General features: G+C 45.7%; 20 protein-coding genes and 1 pseudogene. 7 read left to right on the top strand and 14 right to left on the bottom strand.

Annotation, left to right across the window (positions count from 1 at the left end):
• The first annotated feature begins 11 nt into the window (after positions 1 to 11).
• From ICN13_RS08110 to aroB, 3 genes are read left to right on the top strand one after another with little or no spacing between them, the layout of a single operon-like run.
• The gene (locus ICN13_RS08110; protein ID WP_255534096.1) at positions 12 to 1,112 is read left to right on the top strand and encodes a secretin and TonB N-terminal domain-containing protein; all 1,101 of its coding nucleotides are present in this window, start codon (positions 12 to 14) and stop codon (positions 1,110 to 1,112) included.
• Positions 1,113 to 1,124: 12 nt separating this feature from the next.
• Complete coding sequence (locus ICN13_RS08105; RefSeq protein ID WP_216139850.1) at positions 1,125 to 1,649, top strand: shikimate kinase; 525 nt, start codon at positions 1,125 to 1,127, stop codon at positions 1,647 to 1,649.
• 16 nt (positions 1,650 to 1,665) lie between these two features.
• Positions 1,666 to 2,748: a 3-dehydroquinate synthase gene (aroB, locus tag ICN13_RS08100; protein WP_255534098.1), complete on the top strand. Its 1,083-nt coding sequence runs from the start codon at positions 1,666 to 1,668 to the stop codon at positions 2,746 to 2,748.
• Between the two features lie 4 nt (positions 2,749 to 2,752).
• Here aroB and cyaY read toward each other — a convergent pair whose 3' ends face one another.
• Entirely contained in the window at positions 2,753 to 3,136 is a 384-nt protein-coding gene (cyaY, locus tag ICN13_RS08095; protein WP_216139848.1) for an iron donor protein CyaY, read from the bottom strand.
• Positions 3,137 to 3,183: 47 nt separating this feature from the next.
• Here cyaY and ICN13_RS10160 point away from each other — a divergent pair.
• Together ICN13_RS10160 and lysA are read left to right on the top strand one after the other, a co-directional pair.
• Positions 3,184 to 3,264, top strand: a pseudogene (locus ICN13_RS10160) (lipoprotein); the annotation flags it as partial.
• Positions 3,265 to 3,374: 110 nt separating this feature from the next.
• The gene (lysA, locus tag ICN13_RS08085) at positions 3,375 to 4,673 is read left to right on the top strand and encodes a diaminopimelate decarboxylase (protein WP_216139846.1); all 1,299 of its coding nucleotides are present in this window, start codon (positions 3,375 to 3,377) and stop codon (positions 4,671 to 4,673) included.
• A 70-nt stretch (positions 4,674 to 4,743) separates the two neighbouring features.
• Here the strand turns inward: lysA and ICN13_RS08080 are convergent, their stop codons facing one another.
• Positions 4,744 to 5,469, bottom strand: coding sequence for a cytochrome c (locus ICN13_RS08080; RefSeq protein WP_216139845.1), 726 nt, complete (start codon positions 5,467 to 5,469; stop codon positions 4,744 to 4,746).
• Between the two features lie 115 nt (positions 5,470 to 5,584).
• Here ICN13_RS08080 and yihA point away from each other — a divergent pair, with 115 nt between their 5' ends.
• A complete protein-coding gene (gene yihA / locus ICN13_RS08075) occupies positions 5,585 to 6,250 on the top strand; it encodes a ribosome biogenesis GTP-binding protein YihA/YsxC (protein ID WP_216139844.1) in 666 nt (221 codons plus the stop codon).
• Positions 6,228 to 7,262 (top strand): porphobilinogen synthase, encoded by a 1,035-nt coding sequence (gene hemB, locus ICN13_RS08070; RefSeq protein ID WP_370622975.1) that lies wholly within the window; start codon positions 6,228 to 6,230, stop codon positions 7,260 to 7,262. Before yihA ends, hemB begins: the two co-directional genes overlap by 23 nt.
• A gap of 18 nt (positions 7,263 to 7,280) precedes the next feature.
• Here hemB and dsbD read toward each other — a convergent pair whose 3' ends face one another.
• The 12 genes from dsbD to rpmD all read right to left on the bottom strand — a co-directional run bounded on the left by dsbD (position 7,281) and on the right by rpmD (position 14,728).
• Positions 7,281 to 8,951: a protein-disulfide reductase DsbD gene (dsbD, locus tag ICN13_RS08065; RefSeq protein WP_255534094.1), complete on the bottom strand. Its 1,671-nt coding sequence runs from the start codon at positions 8,949 to 8,951 to the stop codon at positions 7,281 to 7,283.
• A gap of 2 nt (positions 8,952 to 8,953) precedes the next feature.
• On the bottom strand, positions 8,954 to 9,304 hold the full coding sequence (gene cutA, locus ICN13_RS08060; RefSeq protein ID WP_216139842.1) for a divalent-cation tolerance protein CutA: 351 nt from the start codon (positions 9,302 to 9,304) through the stop codon (positions 8,954 to 8,956).
• A gap of 67 nt (positions 9,305 to 9,371) precedes the next feature.
• Entirely contained in the window at positions 9,372 to 9,767 is a 396-nt protein-coding gene (gene rplQ / locus ICN13_RS08055) for a 50S ribosomal protein L17 (RefSeq protein ID WP_087908811.1), read from the bottom strand.
• Between the two features lie 16 nt (positions 9,768 to 9,783).
• Positions 9,784 to 10,764, bottom strand: coding sequence for a DNA-directed RNA polymerase subunit alpha (gene rpoA / locus ICN13_RS08050; protein WP_011901925.1), 981 nt, complete (start codon positions 10,762 to 10,764; stop codon positions 9,784 to 9,786).
• Between the two features lie 23 nt (positions 10,765 to 10,787).
• The gene (gene rpsD, locus ICN13_RS08045) at positions 10,788 to 11,411 is read right to left on the bottom strand and encodes a 30S ribosomal protein S4 (protein ID WP_216139841.1); all 624 of its coding nucleotides are present in this window, start codon (positions 11,409 to 11,411) and stop codon (positions 10,788 to 10,790) included.
• A gap of 117 nt (positions 11,412 to 11,528) precedes the next feature.
• Entirely contained in the window at positions 11,529 to 11,936 is a 408-nt protein-coding gene (rpsK, locus tag ICN13_RS08040) for a 30S ribosomal protein S11 (protein ID WP_088525623.1), read from the bottom strand.
• An 18-nt stretch (positions 11,937 to 11,954) separates the two neighbouring features.
• The gene (gene rpsM / locus ICN13_RS08035; protein WP_068947707.1) at positions 11,955 to 12,320 is read right to left on the bottom strand and encodes a 30S ribosomal protein S13; all 366 of its coding nucleotides are present in this window, start codon (positions 12,318 to 12,320) and stop codon (positions 11,955 to 11,957) included.
• A 24-nt stretch (positions 12,321 to 12,344) separates the two neighbouring features.
• Positions 12,345 to 12,461, bottom strand: coding sequence for a 50S ribosomal protein L36 (rpmJ, locus tag ICN13_RS08030; protein WP_012357167.1), 117 nt, complete (start codon positions 12,459 to 12,461; stop codon positions 12,345 to 12,347).
• Between the two features lie 34 nt (positions 12,462 to 12,495).
• Positions 12,496 to 12,714 carry a translation initiation factor IF-1 gene (gene infA, locus ICN13_RS08025; protein WP_068320132.1) on the bottom strand — a complete coding sequence of 73 codons (219 nt, stop codon included), beginning with the start codon at positions 12,712 to 12,714 and terminating at the stop codon, positions 12,496 to 12,498.
• Between the two features lie 4 nt (positions 12,715 to 12,718).
• The gene (gene secY, locus ICN13_RS08020; protein ID WP_216139840.1) at positions 12,719 to 14,056 is read right to left on the bottom strand and encodes a preprotein translocase subunit SecY; all 1,338 of its coding nucleotides are present in this window, start codon (positions 14,054 to 14,056) and stop codon (positions 12,719 to 12,721) included.
• Between the two features lie 18 nt (positions 14,057 to 14,074).
• Positions 14,075 to 14,515 (bottom strand): 50S ribosomal protein L15, encoded by a 441-nt coding sequence (rplO, locus tag ICN13_RS08015; protein WP_216139839.1) that lies wholly within the window; start codon positions 14,513 to 14,515, stop codon positions 14,075 to 14,077.
• A 24-nt stretch (positions 14,516 to 14,539) separates the two neighbouring features.
• Positions 14,540 to 14,728 carry a 50S ribosomal protein L30 gene (gene rpmD, locus ICN13_RS08010; protein WP_216139838.1) on the bottom strand — a complete coding sequence of 63 codons (189 nt, stop codon included), beginning with the start codon at positions 14,726 to 14,728 and terminating at the stop codon, positions 14,540 to 14,542.
• Between the last annotated feature and the right edge of the window lie 9 nt (positions 14,729 to 14,737).

Here is a 14,737-nt window from a genome sequence, read left to right as displayed (position 1 = left end):
AGGCCAAATCGATGAAGGCACACATACAAAAATTTAGTCTTTGCTTTGGCTTTTTATGCATTTTTCTAGTGACTCCAATTCGTGCGAATTTGCCTGCGCAAAACTTAATGGAGGCACCCATTAGTTTGCAATTTAGCGATATTGAGGTGACAGAGCTTTTACAAGTGCTTGCCAAACTTGCAAGCACCAACTTTTTATTAAGTGAATCTATCAAAGGCAGAATGACGGTTGAACTCAATAACACGCCATGGGAAACAGCCCTTCACTCCATTCTGGCAAGCAGAGGATTGCGCCTACTGCGCAATGGCGATATTTACTGGATTGGTCCCCATGCAGAAATTGCTGCATTCCAAAAGCATCGGCGGGAAGATGCAGCCCTCCCCTTTGGTGGCGACCACATCAATAGCCCAAGACAAATACTGATTGAGGCCCGTATTGTGGAAGCAGATGAACGCTTTGCTCGTGAACTAGGAGTAAAGCTTAGTTATCAAGCGAGCTCTTTGAGCAGCAGCCTAGACAAAAAGGTTTCGAGTAATTTTGATTTGAGTGGTACAGGTTTAAGTGGATTCAATCCTGCAACTGTAGCTGCAACGCTGATTTCTAAAAATGGTAGTCGCCTCTTACAGGCAGAATTGTCGGCTCTTGAGTCAGATGGCCAAGGAAAAATTCTCTCCAATCCACGCATCATGACCGGTGATCAGGTGAAGGCCACTATCGAGCAGGGGACGGAACTTCCCTATCAAACCACCTCACAAAATGGCAGTAAATTGCAATTCCGGAAGGCAAATTTACGTTTGGAGGTTTTGCCAAAAATTCATCCTGACGGAAGAATCTCCATGCTAGTTGGCATTAATAAAGACACTATTGGCATGAAAACAGAGCAGGGATATGCCATTGATACCAAAAGCGTGAGCTCAGAGGTGACGGTTGAAAATGGTGGAACGGTGATTATTGGAGGAATCTTTCAGACAACCGCAAGGGAGGATGAAGTCAAAGTCCCCTTACTGGGAGATATTCCTCTAATAGGCCACTTATTTCGTCATAAATCCAAATTACAAGACAAAACTGAACTGCTTGTCTTCTTAACCCCTACCGTTCTCGACAAACCCTAATAAAATCGAAGTGTGAACTCTTCGAAAAACAACATCTTTCTCATCGGCCTCATGGGTGCCGGAAAGTCGACCGTAGGAAAAGTGCTGGCCAAAAAATTAGGGCGCCGCTTTTTAGATGCCGACCATGTCATTGAAGAGCGTTGTGGTGTGAAAATTCCCGTCATCTTCGAGATGGAAGGTGAAGAAGGATTTCGCAAACGAGAAGCCCAAGCTATTCAGGACATTACTGCTGAACATGAAATTGTGCTGGCCACTGGTGGTGGCGCTATTTTGCTTCCAGGTAATCGTCAAGCGCTCAGTGAGCGTGGCACTGTAATTTACCTTCACGCAAATCCAAATGAACTTTGGCACCGCACTAAAGGCGGCGAAGGGCGCCCCCTACTTCGGAATGGTGACCCTAAAAAGATTCTAGAAAATTTATATGCCATTCGCGATCCCCTTTACCGCGAAATAGCAGATCATGTCATTGAAACTGGTAAGCCCAGTGTCAATCAGCTGGTCAATACCTTAATCATGCAACTTGAACTTTCCGCTTAAATACATTGGCACTATGATGAAAACACTCGAAGTTGATCTTGGCAACCGCAGCTATCCAATCTATATCGGTACTGACCTGATTGATCAACCAAGCTTATTTAGCGCTTGTGAAAAAGCCACTTCAATTTATATTGTTACCAATACTACGGTTGCACCGCTTTATGCTGCGCGCTTGACTAAGACTTTAGAGACTTTTGGCAAACCCGTTAGAACAATTACTCTGCCTGATGGAGAGTCATACAAAGACTGGAAAAATCTTCAACTGATTTTTGATGATCTTTTAAAGTTTGGTGCAGATCGCCAAACCATGTTGGTTGCTTTAGGTGGCGGTGTGATTGGCGATATGGCTGGTTTTGCTGCTGCGAGCTTCATGCGCGGCATTCGCTTCATACAAGTTCCCACTACCTTACTAGCTCAGGTTGACTCATCTGTTGGCGGGAAGACTGGCATCAATCATCCTTTAGGGAAAAATATGATTGGGGCCTTTCATCAACCGGTTGCTGTCATTGCCGATCTGAATACACTCAAGACTTTGCCTCCAAGAGAACTCTCTGCTGGCCTTGCTGAAGTAGTGAAACATGGTGCTATTGCAGATGCCAATTTCTTAGATTGGATTGAAGTGAATGCGGCGGCATTACTGGCCTGCAATACCGATGCGATGGGACATGCTGTACTGCGTTCATGTGAAATTAAATCTGCAGTTGTTTCTGCAGACGAAAGAGAAGGTGGCGTTCGTGCAACCTTGAACTTTGGACATACCTTTGGGCATGCTATTGAGGCTGGGATGGGTTATGGGGAATGGTTACATGGCGAGGCTGTTGGCTGTGGCATGGTGATGGGTGCTGATTTATCTTGTCGCCTTAAGCTCATTACCAAACCTGAGTTAGAGCGCCTCACTACCATCATCAAATCCATGAACTTGCCTATTGTTCCGCCTAAGTTTGGCGCAGAACGCTATATGGAACTCATGCAAGTGGATAAGAAAACAGAGGGCGGGCAGATTCGCTATGTCATCTTGGAAAAAATAGGTAAGGCTCAAATCAAGAGCGTACCTGACACCCAGGTAATCGAAACCTTAAATGCCACTGGCGCAGCCTAAGGCCTTAAGACTTAATTAGGCCAATATTCACAGCTTGACCAGCCTGAGCACTAGCAAACTCAGTCAAATCATTTAAGAGCTCTCGGCCAGTTTTGGTATCGAGCCACAAAGGCTGACTCATGGTTCCCGCCCAACGGTAGTGATAACCACCAGACTTTGCTGCCACCCAAATCTCATGTAAAGGTGGTTGTGTATTGACCACAATGACGCTTTTATCCCTAAAGCGGATATTGATCACATTGCCCCCTTGGCGCTCTACATCCAAATCGAGATCCAATTCATCATCGGCGGCCTCTAAAGCCACTTCGATAGACTGCAATAAATTGCTCCCTAGCTGGTGAAACTGCTTGTCGTCAATGGTTTCCACGCTCGATTTATTTGGATTCATCCCAGAGTCCTGCATGCTATATTCAATCATTCGTTTTAGAGACATTCATGATAGCGATTCTCAATAGAGCCCTCGGCATTGCCCTACTAATAGCCCTTGTTGGATGTGGGGTTAGGGGTCCTCTATATATGCCAAATGTTCCAAATGCGCCTCCAGCACCTACAGAGCCCGAGCCTAAAGGTAAGCTCTATCCACCGCAAACTCCTGCTAGCACCAACAATTCATCATCGGCCAAGTAATGACAAGTAAAGCAATTCCACTTCCTCAATTATCTGGATTTACTGAACGCGAAGGCACATGGTATGCCGAAGAAATTCCGCTTGCAGATTTAGCAAAAGAATTTGGCACACCGCTGTATGTCTACAGCAAAAAAGCGTTGACTGAAGCCTACCAAGCTTATGACAAAGCTTGCATTGATCAGCAAGGTAAGCGTCGCGCACGCGTGCATTACGCCATGAAAGCCAATAGCAATTTAGCAGTAATTGATTGCTTCAAAAAACTCGGCGCGGGATTTGATTTAGTAAGCGGCGGTGAATTAGCACGTGCCTTGGCCATTGGTGCCGACCCAAAAAGTCTAGTGTTTGCTGGTGTTGGTAAATCTGCTACTGAAATTGCAAGCGCTCTTCAGGCTGGAGTGAAATGTATTAACGTTGAATCCATTGCGGAGCTTCACAACATCAACCGTGTAGCAAGCAAACTCAACTGCAGAGCGCCCATCTCTTTACGCGTCAATCCAGATGTCGATGCGCAAACGCATCCGTATATTTCTACAGGCTTAAAAGGAAATAAATTTGGAATTGCGTATCACGAAGTTTTAAAAACGTATCGTGAAGCTAGCCAACTTTCGCAGATTGATGTAGTTGGAATTGACTGTCATATTGGTTCGCAAATTACCACTACCGCGCCCTACTTAGATGCCTTAGATAAAGTCTTAGACTTAGTTGAGAATCTCAAAAGGGAAGGTATTGTGATTCATCATCTAGATCTTGGTGGTGGTCTCGGAATCTCGTACAGCGATGAAACACCTCCAGACATTACCGAATTTACCAATACTCTTTTGAACCATGTGGCAGAACGCGGCTTTGCTCATCTAGATGTTGTGCTTGAGCCAGGCAGATCTTTGGTTGGCAATGCTGGCGTTCTACTCACTAAAGTTGAATACCTCAAGCCCGGTGTAGAAAAAAACTTCTGTATTGTCGATGCCGCTATGACAGAGCTGATGCGGCCGGCCCTATATGAAGCACATCATGGCATTGTTGCCGCTCAAACTAAAGCAGCTAAGAGCTCAACCTATGATGTGGTTGGGCCTGTCTGTGAATCTGGTGATTGGCTTGGTAGAGATCGCACACTTGCTGTTGAGGAGGGGGATCTTTTAGCAATCCTTTCTGCTGGCGCATATGGTTTTGTGATGGCATCGAACTACAACACTCGCCCAAAACCGGCAGAGATTATGGTTGATGGAAAAAATGCTTACGTTATTCGTGCTCGTGAAAAAACTGCAGATCTATTTGCAAGCGAAACAATCTTGCCAAAATAATTCTGAATGCATCGATGCAAATAAAAACCCCGCTACATGAGCGGGGTTTTTATTTAAAGCTCAGTATTTTTTAATGCAAGCCAGCGATGTAATCAGCAACCGCTTTCATTTCTTGATCAGAAAGCTTAGTCGCAATCGCTGTCATTTGGCTACTGTTTTTACGAACACCTTCACGGAACGCAAGTAACTGTGCGTTTGTGTAGTCAGCCCATTGGCCGCCCAAGAGTGGGTATTGAGCAGGAATGCCAGCGCCTGTAGGGCTGTGGCAGGCGGCACAAGCCGGAACACCTTTGGCAGCAATGCCACCGCGGTAAATGCTCTGGCCCAACTCGATTGTTTCTTTGTTTTGTGCAACGCCTTGTGAAATCGCTTGCTTAGATAAATAAGCAGCGATGTTTTGCATATCTTGTTCTGTCAGCGCTGCAGACATACCCATCATGATTGGATTAGCACGAGTGCCTTCTTTAAAGTTTTTCAATTGCTTGGCCGTATAGGCTGCATGTTGTGCAGATAACTTAGGCCATGTACTAATCGCACTCTGGCCTTTAGGGCCATGACAAGTAATACAAGCAGTTACGCCACGGCTTGCATCTCCATTGGAGTAAAGAGCCTCGCCAACGGCAGGATCAATCTTTGGTTTTGCTGGTGCAGCAGCCTTAGCTTCAGCTGCTGGGGCCATTGGAGCGGCATCGGCAGCAATAGCAGCCCCAGAAATACCGATCAGAGCGAAAATAGAGAAAAGCGCAAAACCAGCACGTAGGCCAGTTAATTTGGAGATTTTGGAGCTTTGACGCATTATGTTTACCTTGGCAAAAATTCCTAAAAGTGTTTGGGCCCTGCATTTACAACCTTTTTACCCAACACCATGAGATATTTCATGATTTGGCGTGATTTTACAATAGCTTCAGGACATGTCTAAACTCTTTCAAGCCCGCTTCGCCACCACAGTCAATGACACCCATTGTCTACCTGCTACCCCCCTGCGTGAGGTGGCCTTTGCAGGTCGCTCAAACGCCGGCAAATCCAGCGCCATTAACGTTCTGTGCAATCAAAAAAGACTCGCTTTTGCCAGTAAAACGCCTGGCCGCACCCAACATATCAACTATTTTGGGCTTTTCGCTAAGGATGAGCTTTTAGCCTATTTAGTGGACTTGCCAGGCTATGGCTATGCGGCAGTAAACCATGAGACCAAATACCACTGGAATAGCCTCCTAAGCGACTACCTTCAGGAGCGTGAGCAGTTAGTAGGCATGGTCCTCATTGTGGATGCCAGACGAGGTATTACTGAGCTAGATGAGCAAATGATTCAATGGTTTGTGCCGACCGGCAAACCCATCCATATTTTGCTGAGCAAATGCGACAAACTCAATAAAAGTGAGTGCAAGCACGCCCTTGAGGCAGTCAGGAAGCAATTACAACAATACGACCCCGCCCTACCAGAAGGGACTGGTGACTCCAAGCAACTTACGGCACAATTATTTTCAAGCACAAAACGGATTGGCCTTGAAGAGGCAGATAATTTAATTATTCGATGGTTATTTGAAGCAGAAACTCATGAACAAGAAATCACAAGCTAACTCTTTGCTCAATTTTCCAGGGCATCGCCCTCGCCGCATGCGTCGTGATGATTGGTCACGACGCCTCATGCAAGAAAACACCGTTTCTGCAAGCGATCTCATTTATCCAGTGTTTCTGCTTGAGGGCCAAGGCAAATCAGAAGCCGTTGCTTCTATGCCTGGCGTTAATCGTGTTTCTTTGGATTTACTGTTTCCAGTCGCGCAAGAATGTGTTGATCTAGGTATTCCTGTACTCGCTTTATTTCCCGTGATTGATGTAGCATTAAAAACACCGGACGGTAAAGAAGCCTTTAATCCAAAGGGTTTGGTTCCCAATGCAGTTCGTGAACTCAAAAAACGTTTCCCCAATTTAGGAATCATGACTGACGTTGCGCTTGATCCATATACAAGTCATGGCCAAGATGGCGTACTCGATGATCAAGGCCGCATTCTCAATGATGAGACCACTGCAATCTTGGTGCAACAAGCGATTGCGCAAGCAGAAGCTGGTGTCGATATCGTTGCACCATCAGACATGATGGATGGTCGTATCGGAAAAATTCGTGAAGCACTCGAGAATAAGAATTTAATTCACACTCGCATCATGGCTTATTCAGCTAAATATGCCTCTGCGTTTTATGGCCCCTTTAGAGATGCGGTAGGCTCAGCAAAGAACCTCGGTAAGGCTGATAAAAAAACCTATCAAATGGATTGCGCCAATAGCAATGAGGCTTTGCGGGAGGTTGCGCTCGACATTAGCGAGGGCGCCGACATGGTGATGGTCAAACCTGGCATGCCTTATTTAGATATCGTGCGCCGGGTTAGAGAAGTGTTTGATTACCCCACTTACGCTTATCAAGTCAGCGGCGAATACGCCATGCTAAAAGCAGCCGCTCAAAATGGTTGGCTTGATCATGATGCAGTCATGATGGAATCTTTACTTGCATTTAAACGTGCTGGCGCGGATGGCATCCTCACTTACTTTTCACTTGAGGCAGCACGTTTACTGAAAGCAAGCGCATCAAGCAAATAAGCTCAAGCAACGAGTTAGTTACTTCTGATTGACTGCTTGCTTTAAGCGCTCAATAAAACGCTGGGGCGGCATATAGCCAATCACTCGCTGAGCTTTTAGCTCTTCCGAGTTCTGATTAAAAATCAAAATACCTGGCGGCCCAAATAAGCCAAAGCGTTTCAGCAATGCTTGATTGTCTGAACTATTCGTAGTTACATCCGCTTGTAGCAAAATAAATTGCTTTAATTCTTTGCTAACTTCTGCATTAGCAAAAGTATTCAATTCCATCTCTTTGCAACTGATACACCAATCAGCATAAAAATCGAGCATGACTAATTTTTGCTCTTGCTTTGCTTTGATCAATTGCACATCTAATTCCGCTGACGAATGAATGGCCAAGAAAGATAGGTCGCCAACCTGATGTACTTTTTGTCCATTGATTGTTTTTTCACTGCCAACTTGATCCGTTTTTTGAATTAAAGGAGATGCAATCCAAGCTGCCGTTGCCACTAGCAACACACCCAAAGTCCTCTGAAGCCAGATCATCCAAATTCCGGTAGACGGAATCAGAATACGAGCCTCAATCGCAATAAAGAGAAGTGGCAGACCCATCCCCAGGGCCATCACGAATAGCAAACCCGCACCTAGGCTCATAGACCCAGTTTGAGCAATAAAGGCTAAAACTCCTGCTAACGGGGCAGTAATGCAGGGGCTGGCTACCAAAGTAGAAATGCCTCCCAAGGCGAAGGCACCAAAGACGCTGCCGCCCTTCTGGCGGCCCGCCAGCCTATCAACATGCTGATGCCAGGAATTGGGCAAACGAAGCTCGTAGAGGCCAAATAGACTGCCTGACAGGGCCAATAGCAATAAGGCAAAGGCAATCAGTGCAACCGGGCTTTGTAGGACTCTTTGAACGCTTCCGCCAAGGGCTGCCATCAGGGTTCCGGCCAATGCATAGATCAAGGCCATGCCCAAAACATACGATAGGGCCAAAAGGCTCGCGCGCCCTTTAGAAATCGTTTTGCCACCCTGGGAACCAAAGATGATGCTCGACAAAATCGGTAGCATTGGCAATACGCAAGGCGTGAATGCTAGGGCAAGACCTAAAACAAAGAAAGCTAAGAATAAATACGCAGTGGAAGTATTCGCCAAGAAACGACCGATTGCGTTCACGTCATCTCGCTCACGCCATAAATCGGCCAGACTAAAGTCACCTTGAGACGGACTTTGAGTTTTTTGTCCCTCAAAAATTTCTGGTATCGGCGCAGCCTTTACGCCAGGCCCGGCTAATAAAAACTTTAAGGTCATAGGTGGATAACAAATACCAGCCTCAGCACACCCTTGTAGAGTTACCTCTGCATGAATCGGCTTTCCAGCAACCGGTTTAACGGCCAATAAAACCATGAATGGCTGCTTATAAACCTGCAGTTTTTTCTGAAAAGTTTCATCAAACTTTTCGATGCCTAATGGTAATGAAGGGCTTATTTTATATAGCCTCGAAGCCTCTGTGCCGACATCAAATTTAAGCGACTCTTGATAGATGTAATAGCCCTTGGCAGGAATAAACTCAATCTCAATTTGATTGGAATTTTCCAGCCAAGTCGCTTCCACCCGAAATGCTTTTTCTGGCGACAAGAAATCTTGCGCAGCAAAAACTTGGGCTGCCAACAGCACAAGCAATGCGATGAGCATTTTCAGATAGGATGGCATTCTCATGGCTTTGAATTTACCTCAGCTTGCACCCACTCGCCATATTGCTGCTCATATTGTTTTGGTGAAAAAGCCAAAATTTCTGGAAGTTTGTAAGGGTGGCTTTCCTTAATGAATGCACAAATCTCATCCCATCGATGTGGGATAGTTTTGGCAGACAGGAGCACCTCTTGCTCTTCACAAACTTTACCTTCCCAGCGATAAACCGAATACAACCCTTCGCTAATCTGGACACAAGCCGCAAGGTGAGCCTCTACCAGAGCTCTAGCCAAGGCTGTAGCAGCCTCCAAATTAGGAAGGCTAGTCACAACCACCAAGAGGTCATCGGCATTTGCTGGAGAGTTTTGATGCATGCTGTATTTATAACCCGTAAATGAAAAAAGCCAGACCGAAGCCTGGCTTTTTGCGCAACTGAGAGACTTAAGCCTCTTCAGCTACTACTGCTGTTTCTTCAACTTCTGGACGATCAACCAACTCAACCAATGCCATAGGTGCATTGTCGCCATGACGGAAGCCGAACTTCAAAATACGAAGGTAGCCACCTGGACGTGTTGCGTAACGTGGACCGAGTTCTGTAAAGAGCTTGGCTACGATATCGCGATCACGTGTGCGATTGAATGCCAAGCGACGGTTTGCTAAGTTATCTTTTTTACCCAAGGTAATCAAAGGCTCAACAACCATGCGCAATTCTTTAGCTTTTGGCAAAGTCGTTTTAATGACTTCGTGCTCCAAAAGTGAATTGGACATATTGCGCAGCATCGCCAAGCGATGTGATGATGTTCTATTTAGTTTGCGTAAGCCGTTTCCGTGACGCATGATGCTTCCTTTCTAATTATTTCTCGAGGTTAGCTGGAGGCCAGCTTTCGAGTTTCATGCCAAGACTTAAGCCACGAGCAGCCAATACGTCTTTAATTTCATTCAAAGACTTACGACCCAAATTAGGCGTCTTCAACAATTCATTCTCTGTACGTTGAATCAAGTCACCGATGTAGTAAATGTTCTCAGCCTTCAAGCAGTTTGCAGAGCGAACTGTGAGTTCGAGATCATCAACCGGACGCATCAACATTGGATCAACCATTGAAGAGCGGCTTGGTGCGAGATCGCCAGAAACTTCACTGCTCTCAAGAGCTGCGAATACAACTAACTGATCAACTAAGATGCTGGCTGCCTGACGAATTGCCTCTTCAGGAGACAACACACCGTTTGTTTCGATAGTCATTACGAGACGATCGAGGTCGGTACGTTGCTCAACACGAGCAGACTCAACTGCATAGCTAACACGGCTTACCGGGCTAAATGAAGCATCCAACACGATACGGCCAATGATCTTGGTAGTTTCGTCGTTATATTGACGTACGTTACCTGGTACATAACCACGGCCTTTTTCAACCTTGATCTGCATATCCAACTTGCCACCAGCAGACAAGTGAGCGATAACGTGATCAGGATTCATGATTTCTACATCATGTGGGAGATCAATATCTTTTGCTGTAACGACGCCTGGGCCTTCTTTACGCAAATTGATAGTAACTTCATCACGTGACTGCAACTTGAATACGATACCTTTGAGGTTCAACAAGAGATTTACTACATCCTCTTGAACGCCATCCAAAGTAGAGTACTCATGAACAACGCCTGCGATTGCTACTTCAGTTGGCGCGTAACCAACCATTGAGGACAAGAGTACGCGACGTAATGCATTTCCGAGTGTGTGGCCATAGCCACGCTCGAACGGCTCCATAACAACCTTAGCTTGGTTGGCGGTAAGCGCTTCAACAGAAATAATTTTTGGCTTGAGCAAATTTGTTTGCATATTTTTTCCTTGAGAGTGCCTAATTAGCGTGAATACAATTCGACGATCAAACTTTCATTAATTTCACCGCTGATTTCTTCACGGTCAGGCACTTGCTTGAATGTTCCTTCCAGCTTAGCCGCGTCAACTGAAACCCAGCTGATAGCAGTCATTTGCTGAACCAAATTGAGTGATTCTGTAATACGCGCTTGCTTCTTCGCTTTCTCACGAATCGCAACCACATCACCAGGCTTAACCTGAATAGATGGGATGTTCACTGGGCTGCCATTGAGCAAAATTGCGCAATGGGAAACCAATTGACGTGCTTCTGCGCGTGTTGAACCAAAGCCCATGCGATAAACCACGTTGTCGAGACGTGACTCAAGCAACTGGAGCAATGTTTCACCAGTATTGCCCTTACGACGCTCAGCTTCTGCGAAGTAACGACGGAATTGACGCTCTAATACGCCATAGATACGCTTAACCTTTTGCTTTTCACGCAATTGATTACCGTAATCAGATGTTCTTGAGCCAGATGTACGACCATGTTGACCAGGCTTAGTATCTAACTTGCACTTGTCTGACAGGGCGCGACGTGCGCTCTTTAAAAATAAGTCGGTACCTTCCCGACGTGCTAATTTGGCCTTAGGCCCTAAGTAACGTGCCACGATGCTTTCCTTTCTTTGCCGCAGTCTTGCGACCGGCGGTGAGTTCATCCTTTAAATCAGATGAACAGTGGGCTTTTAATAAAAAACTACTAAAACTTGTACTACCAACTTCCCAGCTTAGATACGACGACGCTTAGGAGGACGGCAACCATTGTGTGGAACTGGAGTTACGTCTTGAATCTCAGTGATCTTGATACCCAAAGAGTTCAAAGCGCGAACTGCTGATTCACGACCTGGGCCTGGGCCCTTGATCTGAACTTCCAAATTCTTGATACCGCATTCAACGGCAGCTTTACCAGCAACTTCTGCAGCTACCTGAGCAGCAAAAGGTGTTGATTTACGTGAGCCCTTGAAGCCCTGGCCGCCAGAAGTTGCCCAAGAAAGCGCATTTCCTTGACGATCAGTGATCGTAATGATGGTGTTGTTAAAAGAAGCATGAACGTGCGCGATACCGTCAGCAACGTTCTTTTTAACCTTCTTACGAGTGCGCTGTGAAGCGGCGGAAGCGGATTGTTGTTTTGCCATGTCAATAAACTTTCTTGATTATTTCTTCAGTGCGATGCCAGACTTACGTGGGCCCTTGCGGGTGCGCGCATTTGTCTTAGTACGTTGTCCACGGACAGGCAAGCCCTTACGATGACGTACGCCACGATAGCAACCTAAGTCCATCAAACGCTTGATGCTCATAGTTACTTCACGACGAAGGTCACCTTCGGTGATGAACTTACCTACTTCATCACGCAACTTTTCCAAGTCAGCGTCAGTAAGATCTTTAACTTTTTTGTCGATTGCAACACCTGTGGTCTGACAAATTTTGCGTGCACGAGTTGTGCCAATGCCAAAAATTGCTGTTAAACCGATAACAGTATGTTGATGATTTGGGATGTTTACCCCAGCGATACGTGCCATGAGATTTCCTCTTAATTAACCAGATCAGCCTTGACGCTGCTTATGACGTGCGTCTGAAGAACAGATCACGCGCACAACGCGTTTGCGCTTAATGATCTTGCAATTTCTGCAAATACACTTAACGGATGCTAAAACTTTCATAACTCACCTCTTAAAAATAGGTACTACTTAATCTTTACTTCGCTCGGAATATGATTCTGGCGCGCGTCAGGTCGTAAGGAGTCATCTCCACCGTCACCTTATCTCCCGGCAAAATACGGATGTAATGCATCCGCATCTTTCCGGAAATGTGCCCTAGAACCACATGTCCGTTTTCAAGCTTCACGCGAAACATCGCGTTCGGCAAATTCTCTACAACCTCACCCGCCATCTGAATTACATCGTCTTTAGACATTCAGTTAGGCGCCCATCTTAAAGTTGGCTTTTTTCATCAAAGAGCCGTACTGCTGCTGCATCACAAATGACTGAACTTGAGCCATGAAATCCATTGCAACAACAACAATAATCAACAATGAAGTACCGCCGAAATAGAACGGCACGTTGTACTTCAAGACTAAAAATTCTGGCAGCAAGCAAACCAAAACCATGTAAATCGCACCAGCTAATGTCAAACGCACCAAGATCTTGTCGATGTAACGGGCTGTTTGATCACCTGGGCGAATACCCGGAACAAATGCACCACTCTTCTTTAGGTTCTCAGCGGTGTCGCGGCTGTTAAATACCAAGGCGGTATAAAAGAAGCAGAAGAAAATAATCGCCGCTGCGTACAGAATGGTGTAAACAGGCTGACCTGGGGCCAAAGTAGCAGCCAAGTCTTTAATAATTCTGCTGAACATATTGGTTGGCTCGCCTGATGTAAACCAGCCAGCAATCGTTGCAGGAAACAAAATAATAGAAGAAGCAAAAATTGGAGGAATAACACCTGCCATGTTTAGCTTCAATGGGAAGTAGGAAGATTGGCCGCCATAAATCTTGTTGCCCACTTGACGCTTAGCGTAGTTCACCAAGATACGGCGCTGACCGCGCTCTACAAACACCACAAAATAAGTCACTGCAACGCAAATCACCACGATCAACAATGCAGAAATAATATTCATCGAGCCAGTACGAACTAACTCAAGCAAGCTGGCGATCGCAGAAGGCAAGCCAGATACGATACCGCCGAAAATGATGATTGAAATGCCGTTACCTAAACCGCGCTCAGTAATTTGCTCACCGAGCCACATCAAGAACATCGTGCCAGTTACTAAAGTAACTACAGTGTTCAATTCAAACATCAAGCCTGGGTTAATTACTAAACCAGGTTGAGCTTGCAAAGCAACGGAAATACCTAGTGCTTGGAATGTAGCCAAGAGCACAGTACCGTAGCGGGTGTACTGAGTAATCTTACGTTGACCTGCTTGGCCTTCTTTTTTCAAAGCCTCTAAAGAAGGAACAACAATTGTCATTAACTGCATGATGATCGATGCAGAAATGTAAGGCATGATTCCCAAAGCAAACACAGTAAAGCGCGATAAAGCGCCGCCTGAGAACAAGTTAAACATTCCCAAGATGCCGTCTTTTTGACCTGCAAATAACTGAGCCAATTGGTCTGGATCAATACCAGGAACTGGAATGTGAGCACCCAAACGGAACACGAGCAAAGCCAACACCAAGAAGATCAAGCGCTGACGTAATTCGCCAAACTTGCCTCCTGCTGTTGCAGTGCCTGCGTTAGTGGTAGGTGCTAATGCCATATTTACTGAAAAGACCTATTAAGCTGCTTCAACTAATTTGCCGCCAGCTGCTTCGATAGCTGCTTTAGCGCCGGCAGTAGCTGTAATGCCCTTGAGGGTTACAGCAATCTTGAGTTCACCAGTTTTAATAACTTTCACTGCATTGATTTGCTCACCAGCAAAGCCATGAGCTTTCAATACCAACAAGTCCACTTCTGGCAAGTTGATTTTTGCTAAGTCATTCAAAGTAATTTGGCCAACGTGACGACGTGTCAAAGATACGAAACCGCGTTTTGGCAAACGACGGTACATAGGCATCTGACCACCTTCGAATCCAACTTTGTGGAAACCACCGGAACGGGATTTTTGACCTTTGTGACCACGGCCAGCAGTTTTACCAAGACCAGAACCAATGCCGCGACCTACGCGACGACGGTTTTTCTTGGAGCCCTCTGCGGGCTTGAGTGTATTGAGTTGCATATTCTTCGCCTATTTACTTGCTAGTTAGCCAACAACTTTAACTAGATAAGAAACTTTATTAATCATGCCGCGAACAGCTGGAGTGTCTTCCAATTCAGAAACTGAATTGATACGACCAAGGCCTAAGCCACGTACAGTTGCACGATGGCTTTCGCGTGTGCCGATCAAGCTGCGTACTAATTGCAGTTTGACTTTAGTGTTAGATGTTGTCATTTATAGATT

The sequence above is a fragment of the Polynucleobacter sp. MWH-Berg-3C6 genome (genome assembly GCF_018881855.1).
GTDB lineage: Bacteria > Pseudomonadota > Gammaproteobacteria > Burkholderiales > Burkholderiaceae > Polynucleobacter.
This window is presented reverse-complemented; position numbering and strand designations above follow the sequence as displayed.